Consider the following 18,033-nt stretch of genomic DNA (forward strand, 5'->3'; position numbering starts at 1 on the left):
TATGCTGAAGTTTTAACAAAGGTAATGCCGCACCAAAAGGTATAAAATGATATTTGTCACTACTTTAACTATTTTAAATTACCTAGACAGCGTGCCTGGAAGTAAAAAGATAGGTTAGTACAGAAGGGGGAAAGGGGAGAAACGAACCGGGAGGGCATAAAAAAATCCTTCGTAAGAGCCGCGAAGCTTTGCGAAGGATAGTTGAACAATGTGAAAGAAGCTGCTACTTACTTTCTGCCATAGCCTTTAAGCCGGTTCAGTATCAGCAATATTTTGCGGTTTATTTCCCGCTCCTCTACCGGTGTGCACTGGGCTGTGATGTCACAAGGCTGCTGCAGTTTTTTCTCTACTTCCTTCAGGTGGTTGAGGTAACATTCCAGCGTGGTGCAGGAAACGTTTTTCAGCATTGCTTCGGTCTCGCTGTTGGTAGCGTTTTCGGTTTTATACTTCAGGTTAATAGCTTTCGCGATCTCAGTATTTATCAGCGTTGTTACGTCGTTGCTGGTCGTAATTTCCTGCTGGTACACCTTTCTCTCGATGCTCTCTAATAATAAACGGATGTCCAGTTGTTCCATGGGGTTAATCGTTAACAGTTATAAAATAAAAACAATTCTCTGCTCCGGAATTTTGCTTCCGGAGGATGCGTGTTAAACAATAATAAAAGTGTTTAAAAAATGGTTGAATAAAGCGCCACAACTAAAACAGCAAATTAACAAGGTCACTGTGCTGGGTTAAAGCCATCTTAAAATGCGAAGGTTGTGCTGATGGTTGGGCTGGCCATTCTCTAAAATTTTATACTTGGATATAAAAGAGAATGTTGCGGGAGTAAGTATAAAATGTAATTTTTTGTGGTGAATACGGAGCCTGCACGGGGGCTGCAGTCTTCATTGGCGAAGAGCCTGATGTATTCTGTTGCCTAAGTATGTATCTGGCTTAGTCAGAGTATTTTGCCTGCTGTAACTGCTGTAGTGCGATTGCTCTTGCCACTTCCTGTACTTTCCAATTCCTGTAACCTTCGGGCACTCGAAATGCCTACTTTTGTGTAGCTTTGAGGTTGTAAAAAATCTAAAACAGAGCGTACATGCGTAATAATACGGCGCCCAGGCACGACCCCTATGCGGTGCTGCGGCTGCCAGAGTTCAGGCTATACATTTCGGCAAGGCTTTGCATTACGCTGGCCATGCAGATACAGGCAGTTATTGTAGGTTGGCAAATCTATGACCTTACCAAAGATGCGTTTTCGCTTGGCCTGATCGGTCTTGCCGAGGCCATCCCTTCTATTGTTGTTTCGCTTTATGCGGGCTACCTGGCCGATATGGTGCCGCGCAAGAAGATCATCGTAACGGTTATTACGGTTTTACTTTTGTGCTCAGCCGCCTTATGGCTTTTCACACTGGATACAAACGCCGTGATCGAACACTATGGTGTGCTGCCGATCTATGGGGTGATCTTTGTCAGTGGCATAGCGCGTGGCTTTATGGGGCCTGCTGTTTTCTCGTTTATGCCGCAACTGGTAACCGGTAAGCAACTCTATGCCAATGCCATTACCTGGAGCAGTACTACCTGGCAGGCGGCTTCGCTGGTTGGTCCGGCTATTGGCGGTTTGGTGTATGGCTTTTATGGCATTACGGCTGCCTATGCTACCGATGGGGTGCTGGTTCTGCTGTCGCTTGTAGCGTTTGCGCTGATAGGAGCTAAGCCTCTTCCTGAAAACATCAACCCACAAAACCTGACTGAGAGCCTACGCACGGGTATAAAGTTCGTGTTTGGCAACCAGATCATACTTCATGCGATCTCGCTCGATATGTTTGCGGTGCTGTTCGGCGGGGCAGTGGCGCTGCTGCCCATCTTTGCTTCGGATATTCTGCTCATCGGTCCGCAGGGGCTGGGCTTTCTGCGTGCTGCACCGGCAGTTGGTTCGGTCATCATGGCCGTCTGGATGGCGTATCATCCTATTACCGTTAAGGCAGGTAAGATCATGCTCTGGTGTGTGGCAGGCTTTGGCGTAAGCCTGATCCTGTTCGGGCTGTCTACCAATTTTTGGTTTTCATTGGTGCTGCTTGTGCTCAGCGGCGCCTTCGACAGCATCAGCGTTATCATTCGTTCTACCCTGATCCATACCTTAACCCCGGAATACATGAAGGGGAGGGTATCATCGGTAAACAGCATTTTTGTTGGTTCTTCTAACGAGATAGGCGCTTTCCGGGCGGGCAGTATGGCCAAGTTGCTCGGCGCAGTACCTGCCGTGGTATTTGGCGGTGTGATGACGCTGCTGGTGGTAGGGGTTACCGCCTTCAAGGCCGATAAGCTGCGCGCCCTGCACATGACGCCGGACCTGGAGCCGGGCCACTAAAGCGAAAACGCTGCCCTGTGAACGGGGCAGCGTTTTCGCTTCTTTGGGTGTTTGGCAGCTTCTTATTTTGCTGCTTCTTTGGCTTGTGCTTCTGCCAGGCCTTTGTGCTTGGTAGGCTTGTGTGGTCGGGTGTTGCCGTAGCTGCCCTTTTTAAGCTTACCTTTTTTAGATTTTTTATCTCCTTTTCCCATAAAATAAGTTGTTTAAGTTGGTTCTCGTAAACACTGCATACGAGCAGGGGCGGCAGGCAGGTTCAGAAATAACGTTAACCGCCTGATCTGTTCCTTCTTAGCACAGGTATAAAAAGAAGCCCGCCACCAGGGGCGGGCTAAGATGCTATGAGAGAGTAACAGCTATTACTCCAGCATGAGCCGCACGTTTGTTACCGTGCTGCCGTTAGTTGCTGTAAGCAGGTATAAACCTTTAAACTGTTTCAGTTCATCCAGCCTTAAATCCGAGGCATCGCCTGCAGCTATGGTCTTGGTAAATACTACACGTCCTGCCATATCCTTTAACTCTACCAATGTCTCAGACCTGACACCGGAGTTACCAAGGCTTACGGTGCAATCACCGTTGCGGCATGGGTTTGGCGCTACCACTAATCGGGCACTTGCCTCGCGGCTGCTCTCGGCCACAATTACATTGGAGTATTCATACTTGCCATCCAGATCTACTTGCTTTAACCTGTAGTAGTTGGTGCCATTCAACGGGTTTTTGTCTTCAAAGCTATAGTCTATGGGCACAGAGGAGGTACCATGGCCTGCTACAATGCCAATCTTCTCGAAACCATATCCGTCTGCACTGCGCTCTATTTCAAACTGTTTGTTGTCTCTTTCGCTGGCCGTGCGCCATTTCAGGTCTATGCCGCTCTTGGTTGCAATTCCTTTAAAGCTGACCAGTTCAACAGGTAGAGGATTTAGCGTTTCGCATTCTTCCTCGCCTGTATAGACAACATCAAGAACTGTTTTTCCGCCTGTTATAAATTCTATAAATACCCTGAGATCATTTCCATTTTGGAATGGCTTTGCATTGACCGTGAATGTTGTATCCTGAATTTCTCCGGTAATGTCATCACCAGTAATTACGATGGGAGGACCTTGCGTACGGGTAATACTGATCGAAGTCACATCTTCGCAGGCCTGAAAAACTATCGTGACATCAAGAAGCTCTTGTCCTGGTGGGTCTCCTGGCTGATTGATATGTGGGGTCACGCTCGAATATCCTATAGCTATACAGCGGTCTTCCGGATTCGGACTATCTGTGAAAAAGCATTCAACATTAGTTTGAGCCCATGCCTGCTGTGCAAAAAGCAGGAGCACAAGGATAATGCCTATAGTACGGAAAAAGTGTAGATAACTCTTCATACAGTTGGTATTTAGATGGTTTCGCTGACACTCATAAGTTGAATGCCAATCTTATGATTTAAACAAAGGTTTGCCTTAGAGCAGGGTGTTGGCGCTAAGGCCATAGAAGGGAGGTTGCGGCTCACCATTTTTCTGGTGCGGGAACCTGAACTTGTGTGCTTCCTATAAAGCAGCTATTATGTATGTGTACGAGTTGTATATCAGGCTGTTAGCGTATTGACTGCCTTTTTAGTAAAGTATAAATTAAGAAATACTAAGGAGCGGGTTGTGTATAAGAAGAGGCTGGCAGATATAAACTTTTCCGCTGCAGGAGGTGTTACAAAAAGATGTCCTGAATCTGATGTAGAAGGTAGTTTACATCGTGTTGAACGCCTGTTATGGCAGGTGCAACAAAACCTTCTAAAAGAGTTTAGGTATTCGTAACTTTACACATTCATCTAAAAGATAAAATGGCGCTGCGCGTAGGATTTTGCTGCTGCCGGTGCCACTGTCTGTATGGCAAATCAAGCTGATCAAAACATAGATGCCCTCGACCCGCGGCAGAACATCATCATCAAAGGGGCGCGGGTGCATAACCTGAAAAACCTGAGTGTGGCCCTGCCACGCAACAAATTCATCGTGGTTACCGGCCTTTCCGGCTCCGGCAAATCTTCCCTAGCTTTCGACACGCTGTATGCCGAAGGGCAGCGCATGTACGTGGAGAGCTTAAGCTCCTACGCCCGCCAGTTCCTGGGCCGCATGGACAAGCCCGATGTGGATTACATCAAAGGCATCAGCCCGGCTATCGCCATCGAGCAGAAGGTAAGTATAAAAAACAACCGCTCCACGGTAGGCACCAGCACCGAGATCTACGATTACCTGAAGCTGCTGTACGCCCGCATCGGCAAAACCTACTCGCCGGTATCAGGCAATGTGGTACAGAAAGATACAGTAGCCGATGTGGTGGACTTTATCTTCTCTTTAGAGGATGAAGCCCGTGTAATGATACTTGCACCGCTACTGCAACACAAAGACCGTAGTTTGGCCAAAGAACTGGACCTGCTGCTGCAGAAAGGTTATTCCAGGATTTACGCAGATGGAACGGTATACTTTATCGAAGAGCTGCTGGAGCAGAAAAATCCGAAACTGGGCAAGGAAGTATACATCCTGATCGACCGCGCTGTGATCTATAAGTCTGACGAGGACCTGCAGTTCCGGATTGCTGACTCGGTGCAGACTGCTTTCTACGAAGGCCATGGCGAATGCCGCCTGAAGTATGGCGATGGCGAGGAGCGCGTGTTCTCTGATAGGTTTGAGCTGGACGGGATGGTGTTTGAAGAGCCATCTGTAAACTTCTTCAGCTTCAACAACCCCTACGGTGCCTGCCAGACCTGCGAGGGTTTTGGTTCTGTACTGGGCATAGACCCTGACTTAGTTATTCCGGACAAAAGCCTGACCGTGTACGAAGGCGCTATTGCACCGTGGCGATCCGATAAGATGAACGAGTGGCTTCAGCCGCTGGTGAAGAATGGTATCCGCTTCGATTTCCCGATTCACCGCCCTTACAACGAGCTGACAGAGGCCGAACAGGAACTGCTCTGGACGGGTAACAAGTACTTCGAAGGTCTGAACGACTTCTTCAAGCATATCCAGTCGCAAACGCATAAGATACAGTACCGCGTGATGCTGTCGCGTTATCGTGGCCGTACTACCTGCCCCGATTGCAAAGGATCGCGCCTGCGCAAAGATGCCAGCTATGTAAAGGTCAACGGCAAAAGTATAACCGACCTGGTGCTCATGCCGATCACGCAGGTGCTGCCGTTCTTCCGGAACATCGAACTGACCCAGCACGAGCAGAACGTAGCCGACCGACTGGTAACAGAAGTGACGAACCGGTTGGGCTATCTGGAGCGTGTAGGCCTGGGTTACCTGACGCTGAACCGTCTGTCTAATACCTTGTCTGGTGGCGAAAGCCAGCGCATTAACCTGGCAACATCGCTGGGTAGTGCCCTGGTAGGCTCTATGTACATCCTGGATGAGCCAAGTATAGGCCTGCACCCGAAAGACTCCGAGCAACTGATCGGCGTACTCCGCTCGCTGCAGCAACTGGGCAATACCGTAATTGTGGTAGAGCATGAAGAAGAAATGATGCGCGCCGCCGATCAGCTTATCGATATTGGTCCGGAAGCTGGCTCGGGAGGTGGTAATCTGATGTTCCAGGGTACCCTGGAGGATCTGACAAAACAAGCCGATACCTATACGGCCAGGTACCTGAGTGGCCGAATGGAAGTACCGGTGCCAACGCAGCGTCGCAAATGGCGCAATGCGATCGAGCTGCAAGGCGCCCGCGAGAACAACCTCAAAAACCTGTACGTGAAGATTCCGCTGGGTGTGATGACGGTGGTAACAGGGGTGAGTGGCTCCGGTAAATCTACCCTGATCAAAAAGATACTGGCGCCGGCCATGCAGAAGCTGCACGGCTCCACATCTGAGGCAACCGGTAAGTTTGATAAGTTAGCCGGCGACTACAATAAGATACAGCACGTAGAGTTTGTGGACCAGAACCCGATCGGTAAATCATCGCGCTCCAACCCGGTAACGTACGTGAAAGCTTACGATGCCATCCGTACCTTATATGCGGACCAGCCGCTGGCAAAAGCCCGAGGGTTCAAGCCGTCGCATTTCTCATTCAACATTGAAGGTGGTCGTTGCGAAGTATGCCAGGGAGAGGGCCAGGTGAAAATCGAAATGCAGTTCATGGCTGACATTTACCTGACCTGCGAAAGTTGCCACGGGCAGCGCTTCAAGCAGGACGTGCTTGACATCAAATATAAAGAGCAAAGTATAGCCGAGGTGCTCGACATGACCATCGCCGACAGCATTGAGTTCTTTGCTGATCAGCCAAAGATCATCGAAAAACTGAAGCCGTTGAACGATGTGGGCCTAGGCTACATCCGCCTGGGGCAATCGAGCAATACCTTATCAGGTGGCGAGGCGCAGCGCGTGAAGCTAGCTTCTTTCCTTACCAAAGGGGCACAGCCGCACAACGAGAACATCCTGTTTATTTTCGATGAGCCAAGCACGGGGCTGCACTTCCACGATATCAGTAAGCTGCTTACGTCTATCAATGCGCTTATCGAGAACGGCAACTCGGTTGTTATCATCGAACACAACATGGACATCATCAAATGCGCCGACTGGATCATCGACCTTGGCCCGGAAGGTGGTATAAACGGAGGCCACCTGCTGTTTGAAGGTACACCGGAAGACATGGTAAAGCTGGAGAATAACCATACTGCCCGCTTCCTGAAGGATAGGCTGTAAGTATAAACTATAAAGCAAAAAGCCGCGGTAACTGATGTTGCTGCGGCTTTTTGCTTTACCTCCCCCTGCCCCCTCCTAAGAACAGGATGGGTATTTGATTTCACTGGGCTGTGTTCTGCTTCTATGAAACTGTTGTACCTGAAAAGCACACTTTCAAATTTCCTTAAACTAACACCTTCTCCTGTTTTTAGGGCAGGGCAGGGTGGGTATACCAAATTTTCCTATCTTGCCGTAAAGCAGATAAAACTGCCACACCTATTATAACCACATCAACAAAGTATAAAATATGAGAAAACGAATTGTTGCAGGCAACTGGAAAATGAACAAGACCTACGAGGAGGCGCTTTCGCTGGTATCGGAGATCGATAACATGGTGAGAGACGAGGTGAGCGGCGACGTGACTGTGATTGTAGCGCCTCCGCTTCCGTTCCTGCAAAGCGTGGGCAAGCTAACACAGGGCAACGATCGGATGCACCTGGCTGCCCAGAACGTGAGCGAACACGAAAGCGGCGCCTATACCGGCGAAGTATCGGCAAGTATGTTAAAGTCAGTTGGTACCGAGTATGTGATCATCGGCCACAGCGAGCGCCGCATGTACCACCACGAAGACGAGCAGACACTGTATAAAAAAGTTAAAGCCACCATTGCACAAGGTATGACACCGATCTTCTGCTGTGGAGAGCCACTGGAAGAGCGCGATGCCGACCGCCATTTTGAATATGTGGGCAAGCAGCTGCACGACACCCTGTCGTACCTGAGCAACGAAGAGTTTGACCAAGTGGTAGTTGCCTATGAGCCGATCTGGGCCATTGGCACAGGGCGCACCGCCAGCAGCCAGCAAGCACAGGAAATGCACGCATACATTCGGGAGCAACTAGCACGTATGTTCGATGCCGAGGCGGCTTTCAACACATCTATACTTTACGGCGGTAGCTGCAACCCAGGCAATGCCAGAGAGCTGTTTGCGCAGCCGGATGTAGACGGTGGGCTGATCGGAGGTGCTTCCCTTAAGTCGCGGGATTTTACCGACATCATCAAGTCCTTCTAAATTCAAAAAAATTGAAGCGGAGAAGCTGCCAATACACGTTATTGGCAGCTTTTTTTATAAATGCTTTCACTATATTTGAATAATTTCAATGCCTATGAATATTCTTTTTAACTTGATGCTGGTGCTTTTGCCCTTTGTAAAAGAGCCGGCTGCTGCGTTGCAGCCAACTCCTGCGGCAAACGATATTTGCCGCGTGTATGGGTCGGTGTATTTGGAGCGCGACCCAAAGTATAAAAATACCGCTTCTTACACCGTGTTTCTGAACGAGGAAGAGGCTTTTGCCAACATGGTGGTGTTCCGCGAGAACAACAAGCTGTTTGCCGATGGCACGGCCATCTGGTACATTACCCCCAACAAGGCGTTTGCCGACCACATCCTGTACGTGACCGACAACCGCAATTTTGCTGATTTTACAGTTCATTTTACCGATGTGCGCTCCTTTGCCGAGTGCCGAGAATAAACTCTTTATGGATTTTATAGAAGTTACGATTAACGTTAACCCTGACTTTGCCGACATTCTGATCGCGGAGTTGGGTGAATTGGGTTTTGATGCCTTTGTTGAGACAGAAAACGGCTTCAGCGCCTACATCGACGAAGACAAGTATGCGCAAGACGCGCTGGAGGAAGTGGTGAACCGCTACGCCGGTATGGCAGAAGTTACCTACCAGACGCAGAAAATTGCGCGCCAGAACTGGAACGAGGAGTGGGAACGCAACTTTGAGCCCCTCTTCATTGGTGGGCAGGTATCGGTGCGTGCGTCGTTTCACGAGAAACCTGCCGATGCAAAGTATGATATTGTGATCAACCCGAAGATGTCGTTTGGCACAGGCCACCACGAAACCACTACCCTCATGATTGAGAACCAGCTAACGCTGGACCACCAGGGCAAGCGTGTGCTGGATATGGGCTGTGGCACCGGTATACTGGCCATCATGGCTGGCGAACTGGGGGCAAAAGACATTGTGGGAGTGGAAATAGAGGACTGGACTGTTGAAAATGCCCGCGAAAATGCCGAACTTAATGGCTATGGAAGTATAGACGTGCGTCTGGGCGGAGCCGAAACAATTGCCGGCGATAAACCTTACGATATTATACTTGCCAACATCAACCGCAACGTTCTATTAGAAGACATGCCTGCCTACAAGGCAGTACTTAAGCCGCAGGGGTATCTACTGCTCAGTGGCTTTTACACCGAAGACCTCCCAATCATCCAGGAACGGGCTGCCGAACTTGGATTGAACTACATCTCGCACCGGGTTAAAAACAACTGGGTTTCAGCAATTTTCAGAGCAAGCTAATTTCAACCTATCGTCTATGAGGCACAAACTTCTACCCTTTTTTTTCTTCTTATCGATTTTTGCCGCACAGGCACAGAGCAAGTTTGCCGGCAAACCCGATGAATTTGTGAAAGATGCCCGCTCGCTGCTGGCAACACTGAAAAGCGAAAGCGCCGATAAAATGGCCACCGACCTGGAGGCACTCTGGGCAAGCGGAAAGCTATCGGCAAAGCAGCAGCAGGAGATCGTAGACATCTCGCAGCGCATGTACCGCAAGAAGATGCGTACCAAGCCGCACTTTGAGCAGTTCTTTGGCATGCTTCTGAATGGGGTGAACAGCCATAACCTGCAAGGCAGCTCTCTGGATAACATGCTCGATGTTACTTCCAAGGCGGTGCAGCAGGAAGATGCCGCCAGCCTGGAGCGCTTTCTGGGTACATCCAGCATGTATCTTTCTTCCGGCCATTTGTATCAGAACAAATTCTATAAGCTGAAGGCCTCAGGTGGCAGTTTTAGTTTTGCCTATGAGGGTGGCGCTGCTCCCAAAGCAGACGATAAAAAAGCGGAGAGCGACAACGGCTGGGATAGCATCTCCTGGGATGACGAAGCAACGCAGCAGGACGAAGAAGTGGTGGATGACGGCTGGGGCACCATCGTTACTCCTAAAAAGACAGATAAGAAAAAGCCGGAGCCGAAGAAGCAGGCAAAGCCACGCTTCCTGCCGGCGCAGCCAAAGCTGTCCGGGCCCATGCTGAAGCTGGACAATGCGACCCTCACGTTTGTTACCCAATACGACTCTACTTCAATCAACAAGACAAGTGGCCATTTGCTGCTTACCCGCAACCTGTTTGTAGGGGAGGGCGGAACGTATGAGTGGAAAGCCGGCGAACAACCTGTTTCCGCAGTGTTCCGCAAGTATAACTTTGATATTTCTTTTGCCGGGTTCAAGGTGCCGGATGTAACGCTCACTTACCCAAGCGTGTTGGCGGCTCCTGTAGAGGGTGCGTTCGAATTCAGAAGTACCAAGCGCAGGCCGAATGGCGATAACGGATTTCCGAGGTTTGTATCCTTTACCAATGATGCCAAAATCAAAAGCCTGGCCGATAACATTCAGTACCAGGGCGGCTTCTCGCTGGCCGGTAACACGGTAGGTACTTCTTCAATGGATGGCAGCCTGTCCGAGATTGTTGTGTCGCACAACGGCGAGCGTAAGTTCCGCTCTATAGCTCACAGCTATACCATAACCGATTCGCTGCTCCTCTCTAACCGCGCGGCGGTGGCTATTTACCTGCAGAAAGATTCGGTAGCGCACCCGGCTGTGCAGCTGCGTTACGGCAAGCAGAGTAAAGAACTGACCCTGACAAAAGACAAAGGCGGCTATAGCAAAACGCCATACTTTGATACCTACCACAAGTTCGAGATCATAGCCGAACGCCTGCATTGGGACCTGGAGTCGCCGCTTGTGGACTTCTCAATCCTGAATACCAAAACGCTCATTCCAGTTCAGCTCGAATCGACAAACTATTACTCTAACAACCGGTACCAGCAGCTGGTAGGTATTGCCACGTTCCACCCGCTTCAGGTCCTGACCGCGTATGGCGCTAAAGTAAAGAGCAGCGAATTTTATGCGGCCGAAGTAGCCCGAAGCACTAAGATCAACGAGACAGCTATCAAGGAGGCTGCACTGAATTTGTCGCGAGAGAGCTTCCTGGACTACGACGGCAAGAGCGGCTACATTGCCCTGAAGCCAAAAGCATGGCATTACGTCGGCTCGTCAAAGAGAAAGCATGACTACGACCACCTGGTGATCAAGTCGGTGGTGCCATCCGGCCGGAATGCTACCCTGAACCTGACAGATAATAAGCTGACGGTGCGCGGGGTGCAGCGGATTACGTTCAACAACGACACCACCAGTGTTTACATGGTGCCCGATAGCAGCATCATCCATATTCTGGCTAACCGCGATATAGAATTTGCCGGGAAAATATTTGCCAACCGCCTTTCTTTCAAGGGGTCTGATTTTAAGTTCAATTACAACGACTTCATGATCAACATGGCGAAGCTCGATACTATTGCTCTGATATCGAAGCGACGTGATGCGCAAAGTGGTAAAAGCTCCAGCCAGGTACTAACCAGTAACCAGGGCAAGTTTACAGGCAAGCTCTACATCAACAAGCCTAACAACAAATCCGGAAAAGAGCACTACCCGGACTATCCTAAGTTTGATGCCGACCAGGGTGCACAGGTAGCCTTTGCGCGTCCGGATGTACTGGGCGGAGCCTACGACAGCACGGTATACTTTGATATGCCACCTTTTAAAGTGGACAGCCTGAGCAGCGCCGGAAAGAGCGTGATCGGCTTTACGGGCACTTTCCATTCGGGGGGCATCTTCCCGCCTTTCAAAACCAAACTGGTGCTGATGCCAGACGAGACACTGGGCTTTTATTACCAGACTCCGCCAGCAGGCCTGAAAGCTTACGGCGGCAAAGGCATGGTGATCGACACGATCAAAATGGACTCGAAAGGTATCCAGAGCAAAGGTATTCTTAAGTACCTGAGCGCAACCCTGGAAGCCCCGAACTATACCTATTACCTCGACTCTGTTACTACCAAAGTGGGCAAAAGCCTGACCATCGGGGAAAGCAAAGCAGGAAGTATACCACAGGCGACGCTTGCGAACTATGGTATGACCTGGCACGCCAAAGCAGATTCCATGATGTTTTACACGGCGCAGGACCCTATGTATATCTTTAAAGAGCGGTTCATGTTCAAGGGCACGGCCAAGCTATCGCCGGGTGGCATGTATGGCAAAGGCGAAGTAGACAATACGGTTGCCAACGTTACAGCGCCTCAGCTGCATTTTAAGGAACGGAGCTTTGCCGGCAGCCATGCACAGATGATCGTGAAGTCGGATGTTGAGGACAGGCCATCCGTTAAAGCGCAGGATGTAAACTTTACTTATGACCTGGCCAACAGCAAAGTGGAGTTTGCCAGTGCCGTGAAAGGTATGGCCAGCATCGAGTTCCCGAAAGCAAAGTATAAAACATCCATGAGCAGCGCCGTACTGGATGTGAAGACCCAAAAAGTAAGCCTGAAAGCAGAGTCAGAGAATTCGAAGAACTACTTTTATTCGCTTGACCCGGCACAGGGCGGGCTTCGTTTTATGGCAGCCAGCGGAGAGTACAACGTTAAAAAGAACACGCTGTTTGCAGAAGGAGTACCGCACATTGCCGTAGCCGACGTGTACGTGGTGCCAGACAGCGGCATTGTTTCCGTGGCTGCTGACGCAACGATCAACACCCTGCACAACGCCAGGATCATGGCCGATACCGTACAGAAGCACCATAAACTATACAGTGCGAACGTGGCCATCTTCTCCAGAAACTCTTTCCAGGGCAATGCCATCCGTACGTTCCACAATGCTGCTGCCGATTCTTTCCAACTGGTGTTCTCAGACTTTATGTATACCGGTCTGAAAAAAGAGGAAGAAAAGAAAAAGCAGGAGCACTTTACCACAGCAGTTGCCAGCGTAGAGGATGCCAACAAATTCTATGTTTTCCCGCGCGTGATGTACCGGGGCAATGTTGCCATGAACACGCCCAAGAAGTACATGAACTTCGATGGTGAACTGAAGCTGAACTTCAACGACGCTGACGCTGAGTGGTTCCCTTATAAGAAAGACACCCTGAACCCGGAGAACGTGCGTATCCCGATCCTGGAGCCGAAAGCTGCCGACGGAACGCCGCTGTTTACCGGTCTGCATTACTCTAAAAACACATCGAAGCTCTACAATACTTTCGCCTCAAGAAAACAAAGCGAAGACGACGTGGACCTGTTTGTAGTGGATGGGTTACTTTCTTACAACAAGGAGAAAACCGAGTTTAAGATGGGGCGTGAGGAAAGAGCCTACGGCAACTCTTATGTAGGTAACATGATGACTTATAACGAGGCTACCAAGACGCTGCACTTCGAAGGAAAAGTAAATCCGATCGGGTCGAACAAGACCTTTAAATTACAGGGCGCCGGTAGCGGTACTGCCAAGCCCGACAGCAACCGCTATACTTTAGACGCATTCCTGGCGTTTGACCTGACCATGCCATCGCAGGCACTGGAAGCAATGGCTAAGAACCTGAAAGAAAATGCAGGCAGCGTAGGTAGTGCCATGGAGGCAAACGATGCCATGCTGTACAAGCTGGGTGCGTTTGTAAGCGAGCGCGAGGTGCGCAACTATGCAGAGAAATCGGCTGCGGGCTATGTGCCGCTGTCTAAGGTGTCTTCGGATCTGGTGCGCAGCCTGGTGCTGAGCAAAGTAGACCTGCAGTGGTCTGAAGCGAAGAAGGCGTGGTACAGTGTAGGTAAGATTGGGGTAGCCGGTATTCTGAAAGACGATATCAATGCCACCATGGACGGGTACCTGGAACTGCGCCACGACCAGAACGGTGATCCGGCCATGTCGTTGTACCTGCAGGCCAACCAGTACACGTGGTATTACTTTAACCTGTTCGAAAACGCTCTCATGCTGGCTTCCTCGGATGATAATTTCAACAAGATCGTATCTTCGAAAGCCAAAGGAAACCGGGCAACAGGGTATACTGTCTACAGTGTGGATGCACCTGAAAAGAACCAGTTCCTCAAGTACTTCAGTGATACTTACCTGAAAGGAAAAGGCGGTATCAAGGTATCGCAGGAGCAGCCCGTAAAACAGTCGACAGGTAATTTTGATTTTATGGAGGGAGACTCTAAAAAAGACAAAAAGAAGAACAAAAAAAATAAGAAAGAAGAAGCTTCAGAAGAGGAATCATATAACTGAGGCAATAACCAGCAACCGTAACAGAAGCGTATAAGAGGAAAGAAAAACCTTATTTCTGGCGTTTAAATTAAGTATTGCCTATATTTGAACTTCTTTCTACTTAAAAAAGCGAACTACGTATTGCACCAAATAGATGCAATTATGGTTTTGACTTTCTGATAAAAGACTCTTTGATACATGAACATACTTTTGATCGCGGTACTTTTTCTGGTTGCTTACCTGATTGGCTCCATCCCGACAGCGGTTTGGATCGGTAAGTCTTACTATGGCATTGATATCAGGCAGTATGGCAGCGGCAACTCCGGTGCTACCAATACCTTCCGGGTGCTGGGCAAGAAGCCGGGCACAATCGTTATGCTGATCGATATGTTCAAAGGCTGGGCTGCTACTTCGCTGGCAGGTTTGCTGGTGATCTTCAATGCGATTCCCGCCGACGACCTGATCGTGTACAAACTGATCATGGGTGCCATAGCGGTGCTGGGCCATATCTTCCCGGTATACGAGCGCTTCAAAGGGGGCAAGGGGGTAGCTACCCTGCTGGGTATGATGCTGGCTATCCATACAGAAGTAGCTTTGGTTTGCATGGTTATTTTCCTGATCGTGCTGTTTACATCAAAGTATGTTTCTCTGGGCTCCATGATCGCAGCGCTTGCTTTCCCGATGCTGCTGTTGCTACCACGCTTTCACCCGGAAAACCCGATCCTGATCATCTTCGGATTCATTCTCTTTGCGATCGTTGTGCTAACGCACCGTAAGAACATCAACCGCTTGCTGCACGGCGAAGAAAGCAAAGCCAATATCAGCCTTGGCCGCAAACGATAAAGTATAAACCGTTAACCGGAAGCAATTTCCATACTTTGAAAAAGCCACCCTATACTACAAGGGTGGCTTTTTTTTGTAACTTTAGAGCAAACATAGTTACTGAATGATGAACCAATATATCTCCGACAACAAAGATCGTTTTGTGAATGAGCTGCTGGATATGCTCCGCATACCGTCTGTAAGTGCTGACCCAAAGTTTAAGCAGGACGTGCTGCGTACCGCCGAGTTCTTAGCGCAAAAACTCACCGAAGCCGGTGCCGATAAAGTAGAAATTTGCGAAACGGCTGGTTACCCGATCGTGTACGGCGAAAAGATCGTGGACCCAAGCCTGCCAACCGTGCTGGTATACGGCCACTACGATGTGCAGCCTGCCGACCCGTATGAACTGTGGAATTCGCCTCCTTTCGAGCCGGTGATCAAAGATGGTAAGATCTATGCCCGCGGTGCCTGCGACGACAAAGGACAGATGTACATGCACGTGAAGGCATTTGAGGTGATGATGCGCAACAACGCATTGCCTTGCAATGTCAAGTTCATGATCGAAGGCGAAGAGGAAGTGGGTTCTGCTAACCTGGCCACCTTTGTAAAGAACAACAGGGAAAAGCTGAAGGGAGATGTGATCCTGATCTCTGATACAGGCATGCTGGCCAACGATGTGCCTTCTATTACAACCGGCCTGCGCGGCATGAGTTACATGGAGGTGGAGGTTACCGGCCCGAACCGTGACCTGCATTCCGGTTTGTACGGTGGCGCGGTAGCCAACCCTATCAATGTGCTTTGCCAGATGATCGCTTCGATGCACGATGAGAACTACCACATCACCATCCCTGGCTTTTACGACAACGTGCAGGAACTAAGCCAGGAAGAGCGAGCCGAAATGGCGCGTGCGCCTTTCAGCCTGGACGCCTACAAGAAGGCGCTTGACTTGGGCGACGTGCAGGGAGAAGCCGGCTACAGCACCATGGAACGTACCTCTATCCGCCCTACGCTGGATGTGAACGGTATCTGGGGTGGCTATATAGGGGAAGGTGCCAAAACAGTAATTCCATCCAAGGCATTTGCGAAGATATCGATGCGCCTGGTGCCTAACCAGACCTCCGAAGAAATAACCGAGAAGTTTACAAAGCATTTCGAAAGTATAGCGCCGGCCAGTGTGAAGGTTGTGGTGAAGCCGCATCATGGTGGCGAGCCGGTGGTTACGCCAACAGACTCTGTGGCTTACCAGGCAGCTGCAAAAGCCTACGAAGAAACCTTTGGTGTGAAGCCGATACCGGTGCGCAGCGGTGGTTCTATTCCGATTGTGGCTATGTTCAAGTCAGAACTGGGGCTTGATTCGGTGCTGATGGGCTTTGGCCTGGACTCCGATGCGATCCATTCGCCGAACGAGCATTTTGGCCTGTTCAACTTCATGAAAGGCATCGAAACGATCCCCCTTTTCTTTAAGCATTATGCTGAAATGAGCCGTTAAGGCTGAAGTATAAAACCCTGAAACAGAAAAGCCCGCCTCATACTTAGGCGGGCTTTTCTGTTTCATACTAATCGTATCAGTAGTTACTCGGGCTCCTGACCGGATTGAGGAAACCGATTGAAAGTAGAAAGTTAAGATTGCGTTGGGACAAATCGGCTTTTGGGAATGTGCGCAGCCCGCCCGTATGGCGAAGGCCAAGGAAAAAACCATTATCCAGAATAATGCCTCCCCCGATGGCATATCCGTAGTCCAGGTCCTGGAAGTCAGACCGGCTAAACTTTTGTTCTCCAAGTATGACCGGGTCGTCCGGGTTGGGGTCGTCGGGGTTAACAAGGTTCACGTCACTGTTTACATTCACTAAATAGCCCAGGTAAGGACCTGCTTCTACAAATAAAGCTGCTTTCTGATATTTGAACAGCAACGGAACCTCCAGATAATCGAAGCGGAGGTCTCCGTTCATTGCTTCCGTAGGGCTGATGGGGTCATTGTCATACACAACACCTTTCTGGCTGTACTGCGGCTCGGCCTGCACTGCTATCTTGGGCGAATACTGGAGCGTAAGCAGCAGCCCGGCATGCAGCACCGCCAGGCTGTTAATATAGTCTGCGTCGGCATCGTCGCCGGCTGCCCTCGCAAAGCCGCCACCAGCTTTGGCCCCGAAGCGGAAGAACTGAGCCTGTGCGGCCAACAGCGGAACAAGTATAAGTATAAAAAGGAGTAGCGTCTTTTTCATAGTTCAGGAGAGTAGAGGTATATTAATAGTACTGTATCATTTTGTAAATTGTTGGCAATGAAATAGTAGTAATAAAAAAACCGCCCTTCCTGCATGGGTGCAGGAAGGGCGGTTGCCAGGTATAGTTAACGTTTGGACTTATCTGCCGGTAGGCAGCGCAAAGCCAAGGGTAACCATAATTACGGAGTGACGGGCATTGGTCAGGTCGCCTTCAAAGTTTACGTCTTCCTTCACGAAGTCGCTGAAAGCACCGTTGTAACGAACACCCAGGCTGATGCCGTTGTTAGATGCCAGGCCGATACCGGCTACATAGCCAACCTCAAACTCTGACAAGCCTTCCTTACTCTTCTCGTCTGTCGTAGTGTTCTGAAGCTTATCGTTATAATACGTTTTAGTTTCGTTATTTACACTTACCAGGTAAGATGCCTGAGGGCCAGCCTCAAAGTATAAAGGGCCTGCTTTAATTTTAGCCAACACAGGTAGGTCCAGGTAGTTGTAGTTTACCTTACCTTCACGGCGTCTGGTATTTCCAAGCAAGGTCACTTCGCTTTCGCTGTTTTTAAAGCCTTTTACAGAATAGAGCAACTCTGGCTGAATAGAGAAAAAGTCTTCTACGATGCCGAAATTAAGTGTGGCGCCGGCATGGAAGCCAACCTTATTCTTAAACATCTCCTCATCTTTCAGGTCGCCGGAAAGATTAGAAATGTTTGCACCACCTCTTACGCCAAAGCTGGCGGTTTGTGCCTGCGCCACCGATACAGTAGCAATGGCAAATACTAGTAACAATAGCTTCTTCATAAATTTGTTGTTTGTTGTTTCTGCTACATTGGCACATATCGTACCATTTAGCGAGTG

At 49.6% G+C, this 18,033-nt stretch carries 13 protein-coding genes; 8 read left to right on the forward strand and 5 right to left on the reverse strand.

Annotation, left to right across the window (positions count from 1 at the left end; translation table 11 throughout):
• Positions 1–227: 227 nt before the first annotated feature.
• Positions 228–575 (reverse strand): hypothetical protein, encoded by a 348-nt coding sequence (locus MJ611_RS19605; RefSeq protein ID WP_250432150.1) that lies wholly within the window; start codon positions 573–575, stop codon positions 228–230.
• Positions 576–1,081: 506 nt separating this feature from the next.
• Between MJ611_RS19605 and MJ611_RS19610 the strand changes: the two genes are divergently transcribed.
• On the forward strand, positions 1,082–2,353 hold the full coding sequence (locus MJ611_RS19610) for an MFS transporter (protein WP_250432151.1): 1,272 nt from the start codon (positions 1,082–1,084) through the stop codon (positions 2,351–2,353).
• Positions 2,354–2,415: 62 nt separating this feature from the next.
• Here the strand turns inward: MJ611_RS19610 and MJ611_RS19615 are convergent, their stop codons facing one another.
• Both MJ611_RS19615 and MJ611_RS19620 read right to left on the reverse strand, forming a co-directional pair.
• Positions 2,416–2,544, reverse strand: a complete 129-nt coding sequence (locus MJ611_RS19615; RefSeq protein WP_250432152.1) for a 30S ribosomal protein THX — start codon at positions 2,542–2,544, stop codon at positions 2,416–2,418.
• A 165-nt stretch (positions 2,545–2,709) separates the two neighbouring features.
• The gene (locus MJ611_RS19620; RefSeq protein WP_250432153.1) at positions 2,710–3,480 is read right to left on the reverse strand and encodes a T9SS type A sorting domain-containing protein; all 771 of its coding nucleotides are present in this window, start codon (positions 3,478–3,480) and stop codon (positions 2,710–2,712) included.
• A gap of 732 nt (positions 3,481–4,212) precedes the next feature.
• Here MJ611_RS19620 and uvrA point away from each other — a divergent pair.
• The 7 genes from uvrA (at position 4,213) to MJ611_RS19655 (ending at position 16,445) form a co-directional block, all read left to right on the forward strand.
• Positions 4,213–7,020 (forward strand): excinuclease ABC subunit UvrA, encoded by a 2,808-nt coding sequence (gene uvrA, locus MJ611_RS19625; RefSeq protein ID WP_250432154.1) that lies wholly within the window; start codon positions 4,213–4,215, stop codon positions 7,018–7,020.
• Positions 7,021–7,306: 286 nt separating this feature from the next.
• Positions 7,307–8,068 (forward strand): triose-phosphate isomerase, encoded by a 762-nt coding sequence (gene tpiA / locus MJ611_RS19630; protein WP_250432155.1) that lies wholly within the window; start codon positions 7,307–7,309, stop codon positions 8,066–8,068.
• Positions 8,069–8,162: 94 nt separating this feature from the next.
• Entirely contained in the window at positions 8,163–8,528 is a 366-nt protein-coding gene (locus tag MJ611_RS19635; RefSeq protein WP_250432156.1) for a DUF6150 family protein, read from the forward strand.
• 7 nt (positions 8,529–8,535) lie between these two features.
• Positions 8,536–9,366 (forward strand): 50S ribosomal protein L11 methyltransferase, encoded by an 831-nt coding sequence (gene prmA, locus MJ611_RS19640; protein WP_250432157.1) that lies wholly within the window; start codon positions 8,536–8,538, stop codon positions 9,364–9,366.
• A 16-nt stretch (positions 9,367–9,382) separates the two neighbouring features.
• Positions 9,383–14,155: a hypothetical protein gene (locus MJ611_RS19645; protein ID WP_250432158.1), complete on the forward strand. Its 4,773-nt coding sequence runs from the start codon at positions 9,383–9,385 to the stop codon at positions 14,153–14,155.
• Positions 14,156–14,332: 177 nt separating this feature from the next.
• On the forward strand, positions 14,333–14,977 hold the full coding sequence (plsY, locus tag MJ611_RS19650) for a glycerol-3-phosphate 1-O-acyltransferase PlsY (RefSeq protein ID WP_250432159.1): 645 nt from the start codon (positions 14,333–14,335) through the stop codon (positions 14,975–14,977).
• Positions 14,978–15,083: 106 nt separating this feature from the next.
• Positions 15,084–16,445: a dipeptidase gene (locus tag MJ611_RS19655; RefSeq protein ID WP_250432185.1), complete on the forward strand. Its 1,362-nt coding sequence runs from the start codon at positions 15,084–15,086 to the stop codon at positions 16,443–16,445.
• Between the two features lie 76 nt (positions 16,446–16,521).
• On the opposite strand, the gene MJ611_RS19660 is transcribed toward MJ611_RS19655, so the two are convergent.
• Positions 16,522–17,178 (reverse strand): porin family protein, encoded by a 657-nt coding sequence (locus tag MJ611_RS19660; RefSeq protein ID WP_250432160.1) that lies wholly within the window; start codon positions 17,176–17,178, stop codon positions 16,522–16,524.
• Positions 17,179–17,316: 138 nt separating this feature from the next.
• Positions 17,317–17,976: a porin family protein gene (locus MJ611_RS19665; protein WP_250432161.1), complete on the reverse strand. Its 660-nt coding sequence runs from the start codon at positions 17,974–17,976 to the stop codon at positions 17,317–17,319.
• Between the last annotated feature and the right edge of the window lie 57 nt (positions 17,977–18,033).

Origin of the sequence: Pontibacter ruber, assembly GCF_023630205.1 — a bacterium.
GTDB lineage: Bacteria > Bacteroidota > Bacteroidia > Cytophagales > Hymenobacteraceae > Pontibacter > Pontibacter ruber.

Coding starts and splice junctions, on each gene's coding strand:
- prmA (WP_250432157.1), top strand. CDS start 8,536: ATGGATTTTATAGAAGTTACGATTAACGTTAACCCTGACTTTGCCGAC.
- MJ611_RS19660 (WP_250432160.1), bottom strand. CDS start 17,178: ATGAAAAAGACGCTACTCCTTTTTATACTTATACTTGTTCCGCTGTTG.
- tpiA (WP_250432155.1), top strand. CDS start 7,307: ATGAGAAAACGAATTGTTGCAGGCAACTGGAAAATGAACAAGACCTAC.
- MJ611_RS19665 (WP_250432161.1), bottom strand. CDS start 17,976: ATGAAGAAGCTATTGTTACTAGTATTTGCCATTGCTACTGTATCGGTG.
- uvrA (WP_250432154.1), top strand. CDS start 4,213: ATGGCAAATCAAGCTGATCAAAACATAGATGCCCTCGACCCGCGGCAG.
- MJ611_RS19615 (WP_250432152.1), bottom strand. CDS start 2,544: ATGGGAAAAGGAGATAAAAAATCTAAAAAAGGTAAGCTTAAAAAGGGC.
- MJ611_RS19605 (WP_250432150.1), bottom strand. CDS start 575: ATGGAACAACTGGACATCCGTTTATTATTAGAGAGCATCGAGAGAAAG.
- MJ611_RS19645 (WP_250432158.1), top strand. CDS start 9,383: ATGAGGCACAAACTTCTACCCTTTTTTTTCTTCTTATCGATTTTTGCC.
- plsY (WP_250432159.1), top strand. CDS start 14,333: ATGAACATACTTTTGATCGCGGTACTTTTTCTGGTTGCTTACCTGATT.
- MJ611_RS19610 (WP_250432151.1), top strand. CDS start 1,082: ATGCGTAATAATACGGCGCCCAGGCACGACCCCTATGCGGTGCTGCGG.
- MJ611_RS19635 (WP_250432156.1), top strand. CDS start 8,163: ATGAATATTCTTTTTAACTTGATGCTGGTGCTTTTGCCCTTTGTAAAA.
- MJ611_RS19655 (WP_250432185.1), top strand. CDS start 15,084: ATGAACCAATATATCTCCGACAACAAAGATCGTTTTGTGAATGAGCTG.